The organism is Parasphingorhabdus sp. (assembly GCF_048269865.1).
GTDB lineage: Bacteria > Pseudomonadota > Alphaproteobacteria > Sphingomonadales > Sphingomonadaceae > Parasphingorhabdus.
Window position 1 is genome coordinate 338,343 of record NZ_JBLWUA010000001.1, and the last position, 16,946, is coordinate 355,288.

A 16,946-nucleotide genomic window follows, 5' to 3' on the forward strand; every position below is an offset into this window, starting at 1 on the left:
CCCCAAATTTTCGTTTTTTGATCGGACCCGCCGTGCACCAAGTAAACCAGATCCTTCCTTTCAAGAATTTCGCACCCGCCATTTCACCTGTGACGCCTTTGCGCAGTGCCATTACGTCTGCCTATCGCCGCCCCGAGGCCGACTGCGTCCTGCCGCTGCTCGAACAAGCCCGGGTCTCGGACGCCGAGGGGAAAGCGATTGCGCAGACCGCCCATGATCTGGTTGAAAGCATGCGCAAGAAGGGCCGCGGCGGCGGTATTGAAGGACTGGTGAAGGAATATTCGCTGTCCAGCCAGGAGGGTATCGCGCTGATGTGCCTGGCCGAGGCCTTGCTAAGGATCCCCGATAACGCGACCCGCGATGCCCTGATCAGCGACAAGATCGCAACCGGTGACTGGCGCTCGCATCTGGGCGACGGGCGCTCGGTGTTCGTCAATGCTGCGACCTGGGGCCTGGTTGTGTCCGGCAAGTTCGTTTCGCCGATCAATGAACGCGGTCTTGGCTCGTCGCTGTCGGCGCTGCTGAAACGGTCCGGTGAGCCGGTCATTCGCAGCGGCGTCAACATGGCGATGCAGATGATGGGCGAACAGTTCGTGACCGGCGAATCGATCAAGGAAGCGCTCCAGCGAGCCGGCAAGAAGGAAGCTCTGGGCTTTACCTACAGCTATGACATGCTTGGCGAAGCGGCGATGACAATGGCCGACGCCGACCGCTATTATGATGACTATGAGCGCGCGCTCCACGCCATCGGCGAAGCTGCCAATGGACGCGGTGTCTATACTGGTCCCGGCATTTCCATAAAATTGTCGGCGCTGCATCCGCGCTATGTCCGGGCGCAAGCGGGCCGCGTGATGGAAGAGCTGCTGCCGCGGGTTCGCGCGCTGGCCCTGCTCGCCAAGAAGTATGACATCGGCCTGAACATTGATGCCGAAGAGGCCGACCGGCTGGAACTTTCGCTCGATATTGTCGAAGCGCTGGCGCTGGATGACGCGCTGGACGGCTGGCACGGGCTTGGTTTCGTCGTTCAGGCTTATGGCAAGCGTTGCCCCTATGTGCTCGACTGGATCATTGATCTGGCCAAGCGCTCGGATCACCGGATCATGGTTCGGCTGGTCAAGGGGGCCTATTGGGACAGCGAGATCAAACGGACGCAGGTAGACGGGCTGGCAGGGTTTCCCGTGTTCACCCGCAAGGTGCATACGGATGTCAGCTATATCGCCTGCGCACGCAAGTTGCTGGCCGCGCGCGATGTTGTCTTCCCGCAATTTGCCACGCACAACGCGCAAACCCTGTCGACCATTTACCATTTGGCCGGCGATGACTTCAGCACCGGCGACTACGAGTTCCAATGCCTTCACGGCATGGGCGAAGAGCTCTATAATGAAGTCGTCAGCGCGAAAAAACTCAATCGGCCATGCCGCATCTATGCGCCGGTCGGAACCCACGAGACGCTGCTCGCCTATCTTGTCCGCCGGCTGCTGGAAAACGGCGCCAATTCGTCTTTCGTCAACCGGATCTGGGACGAGAATGTCCCGGTCAGCGATCTGCTCGTCGATCCGGTGAAAGAAGTTGAAGAGATTGATCCGATAGGCTCCCAGCATCCGCTGATCGCGCTGCCGGAGAATCTCTATCCTGACCGGCGAAACTCGCGCGGGCTGGATCTCAGCGACGAAACGGTTCTGGCCCGGATCTCAGAAAATCTCCGCGATAGCGTATCGGTCGATTGGCGGGTGGAACCGATGATTGCCGGACTGACGATCACCCGCGATGCGGAGGACGTCGTCAATCCCGGTGATGAACGCGATGTGGTCGGACAGGTCGTCTGGGCGACACCGGAGGAAGCATCGCAGGCCGCGCGGGTTGCCGCCGAGGCCTTTCCGGACTGGTCGCTATCTCATGTCGAAGAGCGCGCCTGTGCGCTGGAGAAGGCTGCGGACTTGCTGGACGAACGGATGGAACCGCTGCTCGGCCTGATCATGCGCGAAGCCGGAAAGTCGCTACCCAATGCGATCGCGGAAGTTCGCGAGGCGGTCGATTTTCTGCGCTATTATGCGGAGCAGGCCCGCGCGACATTTGATGACAATGTCGAGCCACTTGGACCGGTGGTTTGCATCAGTCCGTGGAACTTCCCGCTGGCGATTTTTACCGGCGAAGTGGCCGCCGCTCTGGTCGCGGGCAATACCGTGCTGGCCAAACCTGCGGAAGAAACACCCCTGGTGGCCGCTCAGCTCGTTTCCATCTTGTACGAAGCCGGCATCCCCGAAGCGGTGGTGCAGCTGGTGCCCGGCGACGGTTCGATCGGCGCCGCCCTTTGCGGTGCTGAAGAGGTCTGCGGTGTCATATTCACCGGCTCGACCGAAGTCGCCAAGCTGATTCAGGCGCAGCTGGCCGAACGCACATTGCCGGATGGATCGCCGCTGCGGCTCATTGCCGAAACCGGCGGGCAGAACGCAATGGTGGTCGATTCCTCGGCTCTGCCGGAACAGGTCGTTCGCGATGTGATCGCTTCTGCCTTTGACAGCGCCGGGCAACGCTGTTCGGCTCTGCGGATCCTGTGTGTGCAGGAAGATATTGCCGATGAATTGCTGTTGATGCTCAAGGGCGCGCTGGCCGAGCTCAAGATCGGGCCAACCGACGAACTGTGCGTTGATGTCGGCCCGGTGATCACCGCAAATGCCTGTGAGACGATCACCACCCATATTGAAAAAATGCGCGAGGCTGGACGGAAAATCCAGCAGCCGACGCTCGATGAAACCACGCAGCACGGCACGTTTGTGGCGCCGACAATCATCGAAATCGACCATATCGGCCAGTTGGGGCGGGAAGTGTTTGGACCGGTGCTGCATGTGATGCGCTATGCCCGCAAACAGGTTGGCGAGGTGATGGAGCAGATCAATTCGACCGGCTATGGCCTGACGTTCGGCCTGCACAGCCGGATCGACAAGACTATTGCTGATATCACCGCGCAGGCGCAGGTCGGCAATATCTACATCAACCGCAATGTTATTGGCGCGATTGTCGGGGTTCAGCCTTTTGGCGGTCGCGATCTGTCCGGCACCGGACCCAAGGCAGGTGGACCGCTGTACATTGGCCGTCTGGTCAAAAACGCGCCGCGCAGCACGACGATCGAGCGCGGCCCGGTTCTCGACCCCGATTATGAGGAGCTGGCCCGGTTTGTAAGGGTGACTGAGGATGCGCCAGCGCCCTACGGCCACAAGGCACCGCGTCTCGACAGCTTCGTCGAGCTTCCCGGTCCGGTCGGCGAAAAGAACCTCTATGGCGTCCACCCCCGTGGCCGGGTTCTGTTGGTGCCGGAAACCGCCGAAGGGCTCCGGGATCAGCTGCTCGCGATTTTTGCGACGGGCAATCTGCCGTTCGTGCCGGACAGCGAAGCGACCCGCGCCCTTGCCGCGGACCTGCCGCCGACGGTTGGTCAGCGCCTGCAATGGACGGAAAACTGGGAAGCGGAGCCACGCTTTGCGCAAATTCTGATCGAGGATACCGGCAAGGACATCCGGCCCTGGCTGAAAGCTGTGGCCGCTCAGCAAAACTCCGTTCCGATTGTTCAACTGGGCATTGGCAAGGGCGGCTACCGGACCGACTGGCTGCTCGAGGAAATCGCCATTTCCATCGATACCACCGCTGCAGGCGGAAATGCCAGCCTGATGGCGGTCGCATAGAACGCTTGGAGTGGAGTTCTGGCGGGAGCCGTTTTTGACCAACGGCCCCGCCGCTCCGAATGGCCATTGGCACTGCGGGGCCATATGGCGGTTGGTTTGACAATGATATCCCGGTCAATGCAATTTTGGCCTGATTTCCGCCAATAAACCGACCCAGCGGATCATGCGGTCGAACGCGGCCAGAACCAATCCTTAACTATATGGTGCTAGGCAAGCTCGATATATTAGTAAGGTTTGCAGTATGGCAGAAATTCTCATCGCTGATGATGACGAGATTATCATCGATCTTATCAAGTTTCGTCTGGAAAGCGAAGGCCATAATGTGGTTGCGGCTGTCGATGGCGAAGCTGTGCTTGCGCTATTGCAAAACTATAGACCCGACCTGATCGTGCTGGACTCGATGATGCCGATGATCTCCGGTATGGAGGTATTAACGATGATCAAGCGGGCGCCGGCCGATAAAAATATCCCGGTCATCATGCTGACCGCCCGCAAGGGAGAAGCAGATATCGTCGCCGCTCTGGAAGCTGGCGCCAGTGATTATCTGACCAAGCCATTCATGCCGCAAGAGCTTATCACGCGGGTCAATCTCCAATTACAACAAAAGGCAAATAATGCCGCGTCGGCTCACTAGTGCCCTGTTTGCATGCCTCTGTTTGGCTCTTCTGGTCGAGAAGCAAGCGCAGGCCGAGACCGTTTTGGCAGCGGCGAGTGCTTCTGCCGATCCAGCACAAAACGTCGAAAGCCTGCGACAGCAGGTGGCAGACCGGCCCGATGATGCTGATCTGTGGCGAAGGCTAGCTGCGGCGGAAGCGGCCGCCGGTGATCTGGACAAGGCTTATGCAGCGATCACGTGCGCGATTGCGCTCGCTCCTGAGGATCGCGATATTCAGCTCGCTCGGGCCAATATCCTCCTCTGGCAGGATCGGTTGCCGCTTGCGCGCGATCAAGCCGAAACGGTGCGGGCGGTGGATCCCGACTATCCGGGTCTGGCGCAATTTGATCGCGCCTTTGCCCGCCGCCATCTGGAAGTCTCGGGCTTCGAGCCACTGTCCATCAGCGCTGTGCTGGGCACATCCGACATCGTATTTGATAGCGGTCTGCGGCAGAAATGGCAAAATGCGGTCGTTGCGATCGCGTTCGGCAATGTCCAGCGCACGGTTTTTTCTCTGGACGCAGACGCCGAGCGGAGAACCGTAACCGATGTCAGACTGTCGGCGCGCGCTTCCACACGGATCCGCAATGGCAGTTATTACTTCGGTGCAGGCATTACCCCCAACGCAGATTTTCGCGATCAATGGCGCCTGGTAGCCGGGGGGCAAATTCTTGTTGCGCCCGGCTTGCGAGGAACAGCCGATCTGCGTCTGGCCAAATATCGCAGCGGAATTTCCGCCAGTATCGAACCCGGAATTGCACTTTCTGCGGGACGAGGCGTGACGCTTTCGGCGCGTATGATAAATTTGCTTGATGGCGATGGCGATTATCGGATCGGCGGCTCGGTGCGCGCCGATTATGAAATGGCCGATGGCCATATTCTTTTTGCTAGCGCGGCCCGCTACCCGGATCGCGAAGCCGATATCACCAGACAGCTGCGCTCCTTTGCTCTCGGCGCGACGTTGAATATTGCACCAAAATGGCGCTTGCGGCTGGCGGCTGCGGACGAAAAACGGGAAGACTCCTATCACAGGCAAGCGCTCAACATCGGTCTCACCTATCAATTTTTCCAGCCATGAATATCTATGAAAGCCTGATCCGGTTCTGCCTGTGGACAACCGTCTTTTTGACCGTCGGGTTCGTTTTGCTCGTCCTGCGCCGGTGGTACACTGAACTCAGAGCTCCCGTTTACCTGGCGCGACAAAAAGCGATCACGCACAGCTATATCCAGCGCGTAGGCGGGTTTGACGTCGAACATTCCGATGCGAAATGGACGGTCAAGGAACGCCTGCAGGCATTGAGCCATTTGCTGATGTTGTTAAGAGGAGAAGAGCGCAGGAAGCTCATCCAGCTGGCGGAAATCGACGGTCTGCTTCAAACCCCGCTGCGCAAATGCACGGCGTGGCGAGCGGCTCGCCGGATTGATGCGGTGCGGACCTTGCAACGATATGGCGGCGAAGCGGTCATTGCCAAGCTGCACGAGATGTTGCGGTATGACCGCCACCGCATTGTGCGGTTGAACGCAGCCTTTGCGTTGGCCAGCTTTCAGCGACTTCCACCGCCGCGCGAAACAATAGCGCTGATCGGTGTGCCGGATCGCGCACCCAACCGGCTTGACGTTGCCATGCTTCGCGCGCTCGCGCCTGCTTACCCGGCGGAGCTCGTCCACATTCTTTCCGATGTGATGTCCCATGTTCGCCGTGCCGCGATAATTGACGCGTTGGGATGGTCGAATGATCCTGCTGTTCTACCGACACTGGAGCGGGCTGCATCGTTCGACAATGTCGAAATTCGATGTGCCGCCTTGCGATCCGCCGGCAAGCTGGGCCATCCATCGGTTGCGAAATGGGTGGTGAGGGCGCTCGAAGATGAAAGCCCGGTGGTACGGATACAGGCGGTCAATAGCTCAGCTGCGTTGCGTCTTACCCAGGCCTTGCCCTTGTTGCATGTGCTTGCGAATGACGCTGAGCTTTGGGTCAGATTGCGCGCGGAAGAGGCCATACCAAAGCTGGAAGCGCTGGTATCGGAACGGCGGCCCAAGTCTGCAAACGGAGCGGTCGCATGAATGTCGCACTGATCACCGAAATGGCCACGCAATTGGTGATGTATCTCGCCTACATATGTCTGCTGGTCGTGCTGTTTCGCAACTTCATCAGTCTGATGCAGCTTCTTATTGCATCCTATGTTTTTGCCACGCGCGTAAAACCATCTGCGATTTCGATGGACCTGTGGCAACGCTATGGAGACCTCGCGTTGCCGGTCTCGGTGATCGTGCCTGCCTTCAATGAAGAGTTGTCGATCGTCCAGAGCGTCCGGTCGATTCTCGCGCTCGAATATCCCGAACATGAAGTGATCGTAGTCAACGACGGATCCGATGATCGAACGATCCAGGAATTGATTGACGGCTTCGATTGCGTGCCAAGTGATCGGGAACAGATCGCGGTCTTGCAGCATACCAAAATCCTGGGCGTCTACCAGTCGCGCAAACATCCCAATCTGGTCGTCATAGACAAAGAAAACGGCCGCAAGGCTGATGCATCCAACGCCGGGATTGGCTTCGCCCGGACGCCGCTCGTTTGCGTGATTGATGCCGATTCGATCATCGAGACCGACGGACTGCTGAGGGCTACTGAACCGTTCATGTATGATACGGGCAAAGTGGTCGCTGTCGGAGGGGCTATCCGAATTGCGAACGGATGCGAGATCAGAGGGGGTTCGCTCCGTAAAATCGGTATTTCAAAAGATTGGCTGCCGCGTTTCCAGATCGTAGAATATCTGCGTGCTTTTCTGACCGCCAGAGTAGCGAATGCCGAGGCAAACTCGCTGATGCTCATCTCCGGTGCCTTTGGCATTTTCCGGCGCTCCGTCCTGCTCGAAATCGGCGGCTATGAGCATGATACGGTGGCAGAGGATCTCGAACTGATTGTCCGCATCCATCGTCATATGCGAGAGCAGAAACGCGAATATAAAATCGGCTTTGTGCCCGAAATTGTTTGCTGGACAGAGGCACCGACGACCTGGGCTGGCTTGCGCAACCAGCGCGCGCGTTGGCAACAGGGCGCGTTGGAAACGCTGATCCGGCATCGTAGAATGATCCTGAATCCGCGCTACGGACGGATCGGTATGTTTTCGATGTTTCAGGTCGTTGTCGAAGATGTCATCGGCCCGCCGGCCGAATTGATCGGATATCTGGTTATTCCAGCGGCGCTCTGGCTCGGGGTGATGGATCCGACCATGGCAATCCTCTTCCTGTGCGTGACAGTCTTGTTCGGTACCGGTTTGAGTATTGGAACGCTTGCGCTCGAAGAATTGCAGCTGAAACGGACGCCATCGGCGCTTGATCTGGTTCGCGTAGGGCTTGCGGCATTTGTCGAGAATTTCGGATATCGGCAGGCAAATCTCGCATTTCGCCTGTCGGGCATAGGGCGCCACTTTCGCAAGGATACCAGCTGGGCGGCGGTGCCACGGGAAGGCTTCAATGCCGACAACTGAGGCTTTCCTGCTCTAGCTGTGTAAAGTGCGATCAGGCATCTTCATAGACCAGGGATCTTCAGGAAACTCCCGGCCAACATGAGCGCTGCGATACTTGATCCGTCGGATCCAAATGCTGATCGTCCGGACCGAAAGCCGGGAAGCGCTTCTTTCGCTCGATCACGCTCAGGAAGCGGGGTGTTTACCGACGGCAAATCGAATTTTGTCGCGCCCCGGCTTCCCCGCTTCGCTCCTATTTCTTCGCCTACCTCAGCTCGACGGCCCGCTTATAGGCGGCGTCGAGAGTATCACGGATCAGTGCAGAGAAATCCTCTTCACCGTTCAGCGCCTTCAGGCCAGCTGCGGTGGTGCCGCCTTTGCTGGTGACATTGTTCCGCAACTGCTCCAGCGACAGGTCGGACTGCAGCGCCATTTCCAGCGTGCCCTGAACGGTCCCCAAAACCAGCGTTTTCGCGTCTTCCTCATTGAAGCCCATAGCCATTGCCGCTTCGACATAGCTACGCAAGATCTCGAACACATAGCCGGGTCCGCTACCCGCAACCGCTGTCAGGCGATCGAGCATGTCTTCATTGTCCACCCAGACGACTTTTCCCGAGCATAAGGCGAGTTCTTCTATATCGCGCGACGCGGTTTCTGTGACACTGCCATGAGCATAGAGGCCGCTGACGCCCTTGGCGATCATCGCCGGAAGATTGGGCATGATACGGATTACGGAACGGCCCGGCGCTTGCTCGGTCAGCCGACCAGCGGAATATCCGGCCGCAATCGAGCTGATCACGCCGTCGTCGGCAAGATATGGCAAGTAGTCGGGCAGGACGGTATCGATCAGTTGCGGTTTCAGCGCGACGATGAGATAATCGAACATATCCCCGTCCAACTCGTCGGCGGAGCTGACCTGTGCGACATTTTTTGGCAGTGCGGGCTTGGCGGGATCCGCCACGGTGAAGGAATGATCGGTGTTTTTGGCCCATGCTTTCAGCAATGCGCCACCCATGTTTCCGCATCCTAGCAGTAATATTTTTTTCAATTTAATCTCATATTTTCTGGAGTAAAAGGTTTCTCAATATCCTTAGGATACAAAACAGACATGTCAACAAATGCTATTTTTTGAAACGATCGGGTTTATTGATATAGTTTGATCACTAAATTATTGCACTCGAACGCTTCCCCCCCTAACCCCCGAAGCTTGTTAAGAAGGGCGCACGATACAATGGTACAAGGCAAAACAATAGTGGTGAAAGTCGGCTCCAGCTTGCTCGCCAATGCAGAACGGTTAACGCCGCGCTGGGCGTTCATGCACAATTTGCTGGAGGACATCGCGCGGTTGCGAGAGGGCGGTGCGAAAGTCATCCTGTGTTCGTCCGGCTCTGTTGCGCTGGGTTTGAACATGATCGGCGAGCGTCCCGAAACCGCCGGTCTGCGCGACAAGCAAGCCGCCGCCGCTTGCGGCATGCCGCTGCTGCTGAACGGCTACAAGCAGGTGGCTCACGAATATAGCTTTGAAATAGCACAGGTGCTCGTAACCCTGCGCGATCTGGAAGATCGCAAACGGTTTCTGAATACAAAGAATACGGTCGATCGCCTGCTGGCCGCGAATATCATGCCGATCATCAACGAAAATGACACGATCACCACCGAGGAAATCCGGGTTGGTGACAATGACCGGCTATCTGCCAAGATCGCGCAGATGGTGCAGGCGGACCTGTTGGTGATTTTGACCCAGGTCGATGGCCTGTACGATAAAGATCCGGCTGAACCGGGAGCGAAGCTGGTGGAAGAACTGCGCGATGTTTCTCCCTATCTTGCCGTAACGGAAGGCGTGAGCGACCTCGGCAGCGGTGGCATGTTGACCAAGATTCAGGCCGCCCACATGGCGCAAAATGCGGGGTGCGATACTCTGATCGCGCACGGCGAATACGAACAGCCGGTCACCTCGCTACTCAACGGCGGACGACGCCACACGAAAATATTGGCCAATGAACGCCCCGAATCTGCTTGGGCGAACTGGTTGTCGGATCGCTTGCAGATGGCGGGCAGCATCGTCGTCAATGAAGAGACGGCGGCTGCGTTCAAATCCGGTCCTCGTCATATTGGACGGGAGGACGTGCTTTCGATTCAGGGGCCATATGTGAAAGGCGATGTCATTCACATCTACGGCGAATCCGGAACCGAGCTGGCCCGCGGCCTGACCAATTTTTCCTCCGACGAAACCATGGCTCTCGCCCGCAATCCCAACATGAGCGCGATGCAGTTATTGGGATATAAAACCGGCGGCACCCTGATTACCGACAAGAATATCGTGGTGCTTGATGACCGGCATCTTCAGTGGGAACTGCCAGCGGACGATGTCATGACCGAAGTCCTGCCGCAGAGCTAAATCTCGCCGATATCGAGAATTGGCGCTGTTTCGATCTGGTTCGCATCCATCATCCCTGCGATGCGCTGCACCGATGAAATCAGGAGATTCTGTTCCCAGGGTTCCAGTTGGGACAGCGAAACCAGAAAATCCTCCTGAAGCAACTCGGGGGCATTCTCGATGCATTCCCGACCTTTTTCGGTCAGAACGATTTCGACGGACCGGCGATCGTCCTCGCTTTTTTCCCGTGTCACCATCCCGGACTTTTCCAGCCTGTCCACGATGGAGGTAACGGTCGCATGGGACAGATGCACCGATTTCGCGACAACCGACGGCTTTGCTCGTCCATGCTTTGCCAGTTCTTTCAGAAGCAAAAGTTGCGGTGTCGTCTGACCGGTCTCTTTCTCGAGTTTTTTGGAGTGCAAGTCGATCGCCCGGTTAATCTGCCGCAGAGCCACCAAAAGTGCGTTTGAATTTGACATAGCCATACTGATACAGGTTTTTGGCCTCAATAAACCAGCTTAATGCGATTTTTTTGGCGGCAAGCTTTCGTCTGGCTGGTCTATTCCCGAACCGCGCTCAACGCCGCGCCTGCGGCAAAGGGCGTGATCGCGACCAGCAGCAGTGAAATCGCTGCGAGAAACAGCAAGGCGCCGCTGCCCGGTGCCGACAAGCTGCCCGCACCGAAAATCAGCAGCGGGATGGCCAGCGGAACCAGCAGCAATCCGCCAAGCGCGCCTGCGCCTTTGAGGCCAGCGGTCAGGGCCGCAATCATCACCGCCAGACCGGCCAGGGCAGGGGTTGCGATGGCCAGACTGGCGAGCAGGGTGCCAAGCGGCGGGCCTTCCAGTCCCATCAGCCCACTGGCCAGAAAAGCGGCGAACAGCAGCGGCGGGCCGAACGCCAGCCAATGCGAAACAAGCCGCGCGGCCGCTATCATTTCATCGGAAAAGCCGCGCACAATCAGCTGGTCATATACACCATTTTCCAAATCGGGTTGAATCAGGCGATCGAGAGGCAGCAGGGTCGCCAGCAGCGCCGCGATCCACAAGATGCCGCCGCCGGTCCTGAGCAGCAGCTCGCGGTCTGGTCCGACAGCGAAGGGGAATAGCGTCGCTGCGGACAGATAGAAGATCACCGGCAGCCAGGTTCCGCCACTGGCGTAGCTTTGCCGCACATCGCGCCAGATAATGGTGGCAATGGCCTTCATCACGAATAGGCTCCCAATTCTTCCAGCGGCTGGAGCTGCAGATGGACATCGAAACTGACTGGCAAGGGGATATGGCTGGCCGCAAGGATGATGCCGCCGCCATCGAGGTGACTTTGCAGCACGGCACCGAGCTGAGCGACAGAACCGGTATCGAGGCCGTTGGCCGGCTCGTCGAGCAGCCATAATTTGGCACCGGTCAGATAGGTTCGCGCCAGCCGCGCTCTTTGTCTCTGGCCGGTCGAAAAATAGCGCACCGGAACTTCGGCGAGATGCGCCATTTCTGCTCGCGTCATGGCGCTCGTCACATCCGCGCTCTCTTTGCCGTCAAGCCTTGCCCAAAAGCGCAGCGCCTGTTCGAACGGAAGATGTTCGTCCAGCGCCAGGCGATCATCGCACAGCGCGACAGTGTCCGGCACCTGGACTGATCCTGCGGTCGGCTGGAGCAGGCCGGCCAGCAGTCGCTGCAGACTGGATTTGCCGACCCCATTGGGCCCGGTGAGCAGGGCTGCCTGTCCGGGCTCCAGCGCGAATGTCAGGCCGCGAAACAATATCCGCTCGCCGCGTACGCAGCATAATCCTTCGGTCAGGAGCCGATCGCTGCTTCCGGTTGACTGTCCTTCGTTCATCGCACAGACTTAAGGCACGAATTGAAGCGAAAGCCAAGCAAGGAGCAATAATTATGGTGGCGCAATTGACCGACGACCAACGCAAGGCAGCGCTCGGCAAGCTCTCTGACTGGAAATATGATGACGAGCGCGACGCGATCAGCCGCTCCTTCAAATTTGACGATTTTACCGAAGCCTTTGCTTTTATGACCCGTGTCGCACTGCATGCCGAAAAGGCCGACCATCATCCCGAATGGTTCAATGTCTACAATAAGGTCGATATCACTCTCACCACCCATGACGCTGGCGAAAATGGCGGCCTGTCGCAGCGGGATGTGGATCTTGCCAATGTGATCGAAAGCTGCCTGTAAGCGCTATTTGTCGTCAGACCCGGCCAGCACATCGCCCATATTGCCGGCGAGACTGACCGATTGTTTGCGGACGCGGCCGGGTAGCCAGCGCGCGGCAAAGGCCAGTTGCTTGGCCATCTTGTTGACCGGCGTGTGCACCTTGTCGCCGTGTACCGCAGACCAGGCTGCGGGCCCGATGATCGAAACCGGGCTGACCATGACACCGGCTTGTTCCAGCCGCTCCTTGCCGCTCTGGTTGGTGCCTTCGACGACTTCGGAAATGATATTGGTGTCGATAAACCCGGGCATCAGCGAGCGCGACTTGATGCCATATTTGCGGAACTCGATATCATGCGATTCGGCGAGGCCGCGCACTGCGAATTTGGTCGCGCTATAGACGCTGAGGTCGGCGACTCCATAAATGCCCGCTGCCGAGGCAGTATAGAGAACGCAACTGTCCGGCGTGTTCCTGAGCATCTCGAAGCAGGCGCGGGTGCCGCTTATCACGCCGGTCAGATTGATTGCGATCATCCGGTCAATCGCTGCATCTTCCATTTCCTGAATCGGACCGCCTTCACCAATGCCGGCGTTGTTGAACAGGACCGTCATCTGGTTGCCTGTGATCGCGCCAAATTCGGCAACAGCCTGTTTCCATTGCGCGCGATCGGTTACGTCCAGCCGGTGGAGCGAGCTCTGGCCATCGGGCAGCAGCGCCGCGCTTTCCGCCATGCCTTTTTCATTGATATCGGCAATGCCGACAAACCATCCCTTGTCGGCGAAATAGCGGCCGACCTCACGGCCCAGACCGGACGCACCGCCGGTGATAAATATTGTCTTCTGCCCGCTTTGATAGCCCATCATCCGGCTCCCGTCTCGTTATTAACATTGATGTTCACTCGAGCCGTTTTTCGAGTTCGCGTCAAGTGGGGTTGGACATGGGCGGCAAAGCGCGTCAATATATGATCCGATGCCTGTTTCCGGTCCTTCCCTCAGTCTGCAGCATTTGAGCCGCCATTACGGTTCGGTTCAGGCCGTTGACTCCGTCTCTCTGGAAATCCCGGCCGGGGCCCTGGTCGCTCTGGTCGGTCTGTCGGGATCGGGAAAATCGACGCTGCTCAAGATGATCAACCGGCTCGTCGAACCAACCAGCGGCACCGTGAAAATTGACGGCGAGCCTGTTGATTCAGTGGATCCGCACATTTTGCGCCGCCGGATCGGCTATGTGTTCCAGAATATCGGCCTTTTTCCGCACATGACGGTGGGGCGCAATATTGCGATCGGTCTCGAGCTGGCTGGAGATATGGCGGAAGGTGAAGCGCGCGTATCGGAACTGCTCGATCTCGTAGAATTGCCACAGGACATGGCGACCCGGATGCCTGACCAGCTGAGCGGCGGTCAGCAGCAGCGCGTCGGCGTGGCACGGGCGCTGGCGACCCGGCCTGGCCTGATGTTGATGGACGAGCCTTTTGGCGCGCTTGATCCGGTCACCCGCGACAATCTGACCGAGCAGTATAAGGCGCTGCATCAGCGACTGGGCCTGACCACGATCATCGTCACCCACGATATGGCGGAAGCCCTCTATCTTGCGGATCGTATCCTGGTGATGGAGGCGGGGCAGATCAAGGCGGATGCGACACCAGCAGAGTTGCTGTCCGGGAATGTCGGTGCCGAAGCGGAGGCGCTGGTCGCAATTCCCCGCGCGCAGGCAGCGCAGCTGATTGCGCTGAGCGAGAAAAGATGAGCGAAGCTTGGCAACAAGCGCTGGCCCGGGTGCCGGACCTGTTGGCTGCACATGTGCAACTCAGTTTCTCGGCCCTGCTGCTGGCGATGTTGATCTGTCTGCCACTCGCGATCTGGGCGGCGCGGTCTCCCAAGGTTGCCGGCATTGCTCTCACCATCGCAAGCCTCATTCAGACCATTCCAGGGCTGGCCCTGCTGGCACTATTCTATCCATTATTGCTCGGCATATCGGCGCTGATTGGCGGCGGCATATCCGCCTTTGGCTTCCTGCCCGCGCTGCTCGCGCTGACTCTCTATGCGCTGCTGCCGATCCTGCGCAATGCGGTGACAGGTCTAACCGGAGTGGATCCTGCAGTCCGACAGGCCGCAGATGGTCTCGGCATGACGGCGAGGCAGAAATTGCGGCTGGTCGAAGCGCCGCTGGCCGCGCCGACGATCATGGCCGGAATCCGCACCGCTGCGGTCTGGACGATCGGGGCGGCAACGCTCTCGACTACAGTAGGCCAAGCCAGTCTGGGGGATCTGATTTTTGCTGGCTTGCAGACGCAAAACTGGACCTTGGTGCTGGCCGGTTGCCTGTTTTCTGCCGCGCTTGCGATATCGGTCGATCTGCTGCTCGGATTGATCGAGCGCGGCATCCGCGAACGCCGCCGGCTGTTGGCGGGAGCAGGAGTGGCAATCATTGCGGCAGGCCTGCTGGTGGCCACGCTGCCGTTGCTGATCGCCAGGGACAATATTGTCGTCATCGGGGCGAAGAGTTTCTCCGAGCAGTTCATTCTCGCCCGGCTGATCGGGTTGCGGCTGGAGAAGGCCGGATACCGGGTGCGTTATCGCGACGGACTTGGCTCTGCGGTAGTATATCAGGCGCTCGCCGAGGGTGATGTGGACGTCTATGTCGACTATTCCGGCACGATCTGGACCAACCAGATGCAGCGCACCGACAGCCAGCCAAAAGCGGAAATGCTGGATGCGATCGGGCGCTGGACCATGACCAATGATGGCGTGAAAATGCTCGGTGCCCTGGGCTTTGAGAATACCTATGCCTTTGCCGTGCGACCGGATGATGCCAGGCAAAAGTCGCTGCAAACGCTGGATGATCTGGCCCGGGTGTCGAGCGACTTTAATTTCGGCACCGATGTCGAGTTTCTCGAACGGCCCGAGTGGCGGATGGTGCAGGATGCCTATCCGATTCGCTTCAAGGACGCGCGGTCGTTCAGTCCTACCTTCATGTATCCGGCGCTGGCCAGTGGCGAAGTGGATGTGATTTCCGCCTTTTCCTCTGACGGCCGGATCGCAGCAAATAATTTCGTTATATTGGAGGACAACAAGGGAGCGGTGCCATCCTATGAGGCGATCCTGCTGCTTTCTCCCAAACGCGCCGATGAGGATCGGTTTGTTTCGGCCTTAAAACCGCTGATCGGTGCAATCACAGTGGAAAATATGCGCGAGGCCAATTATACGGTCGATCGCGAAGGTGAAAAGAAAACGCCGCGGGAAGCCGCACTTTGGCTCAACGACAAATTAAGGGAATGAACGTGAAATCAGGTTTTGCATATCTTTTGAGAATGGCCGGTCTGGTCGCGTTGCTGTTGATGGCCTCTTTCTCGGTTGCCGCGCGGGCGGAAGTGGCGGTCACATTCTATTCGCATGATTTCGGCAAGAATTTTCCGCATGCTTTCTTTGTTGCCAAGGGTGAAATGGCGGATGGCAAGAAGGTTGATAGCGCCTTTGGTTTTACCGCCGTCAACGTGTCGCCGGGTATATTGTTCGGTTCGGTCAAAGGCCATGTGCATGGACCTTCAGCCGACTATATTGCGAACAGCAACCCGCATTTCACCATGAAGATCAACGACAAGAAATATCGTGAGCTGCTGGCAGTGGTTCAAAAATGGCAGAATATTCCGCAGAAAAGCTACAGCCTCAACAAGCGCAATTGCGTGCATTTCATCAATGATGCGATCAAGACGCTGGACCTCAAGACCAATATGAAAACCGCGAACTGGAAGAAGCCGCGATCTTTCATGGAGGAAGTGATGCGGCTCAATCCGTCCCTCAAATAATCAACAGGATGGATCTGATATGACCGAAGTTTGCATGATAATCGGCGCCGGTGCCGGTATCGGTGGGCATGTCGGCAAACGCTTTGCGCAGGATGGATATCATGTTGCCCTGTGTCGCCGCAGCGATCAGGACGGCCTCGACCGGATGGTCGGCGAGATCGAAGCGGCAGGCGGCTCTGCCTCCGGGCATATTGTGAATGCTGTCGAGGATGGCGCGATCGAGAGCTTGATCGATACACTGGAAGCAGAATTCGGACCGATCAAGGTCGCCGTCTATAATCTTGGCGCTCAAATCGGCAACCGGGCGCTGGCCGATACCTCGCTCAAGACCTTTGAGCTCGGCTGGCGAATCGGCAATCTCGGCGTATTCCGGGTAGCGCAAAAGCTGTTCCCGAAAATGGTCGAACGGGGCGGTGGAACTTTGCTCGTGACCTCCGCTACCTCCGCCATGCGCGGTAATGCCGGTCAGCACAGCCACGCTGCTGCGATGGGCGGGCGGCGCATGCTGTGCCAGACCCTCAACGCGGAGTTCGCGCCCCAGAATATCCATGTCGCCCATATCCTGATCGACAGTGCCGTCAACGCACCGGACACGCTTGGCAAGCTGCTCGGACCGGAGCGTTTTGCAAAATTGCTGGAAAGCAAGGCGCAAGGGAAAGACGAAATCATGGAGCCATCCGCGATCGCCGATACCTATTTTCATATCGCCCATCAGCATCGCTCGGCCTGGACGTTCGAACTGGATATGCGCGCCTTCACCGACACAGCCTGGTGGAACCACCCGCTGGATATCTAGCGA

At 58.0% G+C, this 16,946-nt stretch carries 16 protein-coding genes; 11 read left to right on the forward strand and 5 right to left on the reverse strand.

The window, feature by feature from the left end:
• Nucleotides 1-32: 32 nt before the first annotated feature.
• The 5 genes from putA (at nucleotide 33) to ACN0WW_RS01650 (ending at nucleotide 7,826) form a co-directional block, all read left to right on the forward strand.
• Nucleotides 33-3,680 (forward strand): trifunctional transcriptional regulator/proline dehydrogenase/L-glutamate gamma-semialdehyde dehydrogenase, encoded by a 3,648-nt coding sequence (putA, locus tag ACN0WW_RS01630; RefSeq protein ID WP_417608706.1) that lies wholly within the window; start codon nucleotides 33-35, stop codon nucleotides 3,678-3,680.
• A 241-nt stretch (nucleotides 3,681-3,921) separates the two neighbouring features.
• Nucleotides 3,922-4,314, forward strand: coding sequence for a response regulator transcription factor (locus tag ACN0WW_RS01635; RefSeq protein ID WP_417608708.1), 393 nt, complete (start codon nucleotides 3,922-3,924; stop codon nucleotides 4,312-4,314).
• Nucleotides 4,295-5,413, forward strand: coding sequence for a YaiO family outer membrane beta-barrel protein (locus ACN0WW_RS01640; protein WP_417608710.1), 1,119 nt, complete (start codon nucleotides 4,295-4,297; stop codon nucleotides 5,411-5,413). The genes ACN0WW_RS01635 and ACN0WW_RS01640 overlap by 20 nt, the downstream gene beginning before the upstream one ends.
• The gene (locus tag ACN0WW_RS01645; RefSeq protein ID WP_417608712.1) at nucleotides 5,410-6,399 is read left to right on the forward strand and encodes a HEAT repeat domain-containing protein; all 990 of its coding nucleotides are present in this window, start codon (nucleotides 5,410-5,412) and stop codon (nucleotides 6,397-6,399) included. The genes ACN0WW_RS01640 and ACN0WW_RS01645 overlap by 4 nt, the downstream gene beginning before the upstream one ends.
• Nucleotides 6,396-7,826 carry a glycosyltransferase family 2 protein gene (locus ACN0WW_RS01650; protein ID WP_417608714.1) on the forward strand — a complete coding sequence of 477 codons (1,431 nt, stop codon included), beginning with the start codon at nucleotides 6,396-6,398 and terminating at the stop codon, nucleotides 7,824-7,826. Before ACN0WW_RS01645 ends, ACN0WW_RS01650 begins: the two co-directional genes overlap by 4 nt.
• A gap of 244 nt (nucleotides 7,827-8,070) precedes the next feature.
• Here ACN0WW_RS01650 and ACN0WW_RS01655 read toward each other — a convergent pair whose 3' ends face one another.
• On the reverse strand, nucleotides 8,071-8,853 hold the full coding sequence (locus ACN0WW_RS01655; protein WP_417608716.1) for a pyrroline-5-carboxylate reductase family protein: 783 nt from the start codon (nucleotides 8,851-8,853) through the stop codon (nucleotides 8,071-8,073).
• Nucleotides 8,854-9,036: 183 nt separating this feature from the next.
• On the opposite strand from ACN0WW_RS01655, the gene proB reads away from it, so the two are divergent.
• Complete coding sequence (gene proB / locus ACN0WW_RS01660) at nucleotides 9,037-10,203, forward strand: glutamate 5-kinase (RefSeq protein WP_417608718.1); 1,167 nt, start codon at nucleotides 9,037-9,039, stop codon at nucleotides 10,201-10,203.
• On the opposite strand, the gene ACN0WW_RS01665 is transcribed toward proB, so the two are convergent.
• The 3 genes from ACN0WW_RS01665 to ccmA all read right to left on the reverse strand — a co-directional run bounded on the left by ACN0WW_RS01665 (nucleotide 10,200) and on the right by ccmA (nucleotide 12,018).
• On the reverse strand, nucleotides 10,200-10,664 hold the full coding sequence (locus ACN0WW_RS01665) for a MarR family winged helix-turn-helix transcriptional regulator (RefSeq protein ID WP_417608720.1): 465 nt from the start codon (nucleotides 10,662-10,664) through the stop codon (nucleotides 10,200-10,202). The genes proB and ACN0WW_RS01665 overlap by 4 nt on opposite strands.
• Before the next feature lie 80 nt (nucleotides 10,665-10,744).
• Nucleotides 10,745-11,392: a heme exporter protein CcmB gene (locus tag ACN0WW_RS01670; protein ID WP_417608973.1), complete on the reverse strand. Its 648-nt coding sequence runs from the start codon at nucleotides 11,390-11,392 to the stop codon at nucleotides 10,745-10,747.
• Entirely contained in the window at nucleotides 11,392-12,018 is a 627-nt protein-coding gene (ccmA, locus tag ACN0WW_RS01675) for a heme ABC exporter ATP-binding protein CcmA (RefSeq protein ID WP_417608722.1), read from the reverse strand. Before ccmA ends, ACN0WW_RS01670 begins: the two co-directional genes overlap by 1 nt.
• Here ccmA and ACN0WW_RS01680 point away from each other — a divergent pair.
• The gene (locus tag ACN0WW_RS01680; protein WP_417608724.1) at nucleotides 11,922-12,368 is read left to right on the forward strand and encodes a 4a-hydroxytetrahydrobiopterin dehydratase; all 447 of its coding nucleotides are present in this window, start codon (nucleotides 11,922-11,924) and stop codon (nucleotides 12,366-12,368) included. The genes ccmA and ACN0WW_RS01680 overlap by 97 nt on opposite strands.
• A 3-nt stretch (nucleotides 12,369-12,371) precedes the next feature.
• Here the strand turns inward: ACN0WW_RS01680 and ACN0WW_RS01685 are convergent, their stop codons facing one another.
• The gene (locus ACN0WW_RS01685) at nucleotides 12,372-13,208 is read right to left on the reverse strand and encodes an SDR family oxidoreductase (protein WP_417608726.1); all 837 of its coding nucleotides are present in this window, start codon (nucleotides 13,206-13,208) and stop codon (nucleotides 12,372-12,374) included.
• Between the two features lie 106 nt (nucleotides 13,209-13,314).
• Between ACN0WW_RS01685 and ACN0WW_RS01690 the strand changes: the two genes are divergently transcribed.
• Genes ACN0WW_RS01690 through ACN0WW_RS01705 form a run of 4 tightly spaced genes read left to right on the forward strand, consistent with a single transcriptional unit; the run spans nucleotide 13,315 to nucleotide 16,943 of the window.
• Entirely contained in the window at nucleotides 13,315-14,088 is a 774-nt protein-coding gene (locus ACN0WW_RS01690; RefSeq protein WP_417608728.1) for an ATP-binding cassette domain-containing protein, read from the forward strand.
• Entirely contained in the window at nucleotides 14,085-15,620 is a 1,536-nt protein-coding gene (locus ACN0WW_RS01695) for an ABC transporter permease/substrate-binding protein (RefSeq protein ID WP_417608730.1), read from the forward strand. Before ACN0WW_RS01690 ends, ACN0WW_RS01695 begins: the two co-directional genes overlap by 4 nt.
• Nucleotides 15,621-15,622: 2 nt before the next feature.
• On the forward strand, nucleotides 15,623-16,147 hold the full coding sequence (locus tag ACN0WW_RS01700; RefSeq protein ID WP_417608732.1) for a hypothetical protein: 525 nt from the start codon (nucleotides 15,623-15,625) through the stop codon (nucleotides 16,145-16,147).
• A gap of 19 nt (nucleotides 16,148-16,166) precedes the next feature.
• The gene (locus tag ACN0WW_RS01705) at nucleotides 16,167-16,943 is read left to right on the forward strand and encodes an SDR family NAD(P)-dependent oxidoreductase (RefSeq protein ID WP_417608734.1); all 777 of its coding nucleotides are present in this window, start codon (nucleotides 16,167-16,169) and stop codon (nucleotides 16,941-16,943) included.
• Nucleotides 16,944-16,946 lie beyond the last annotated feature (3 nt).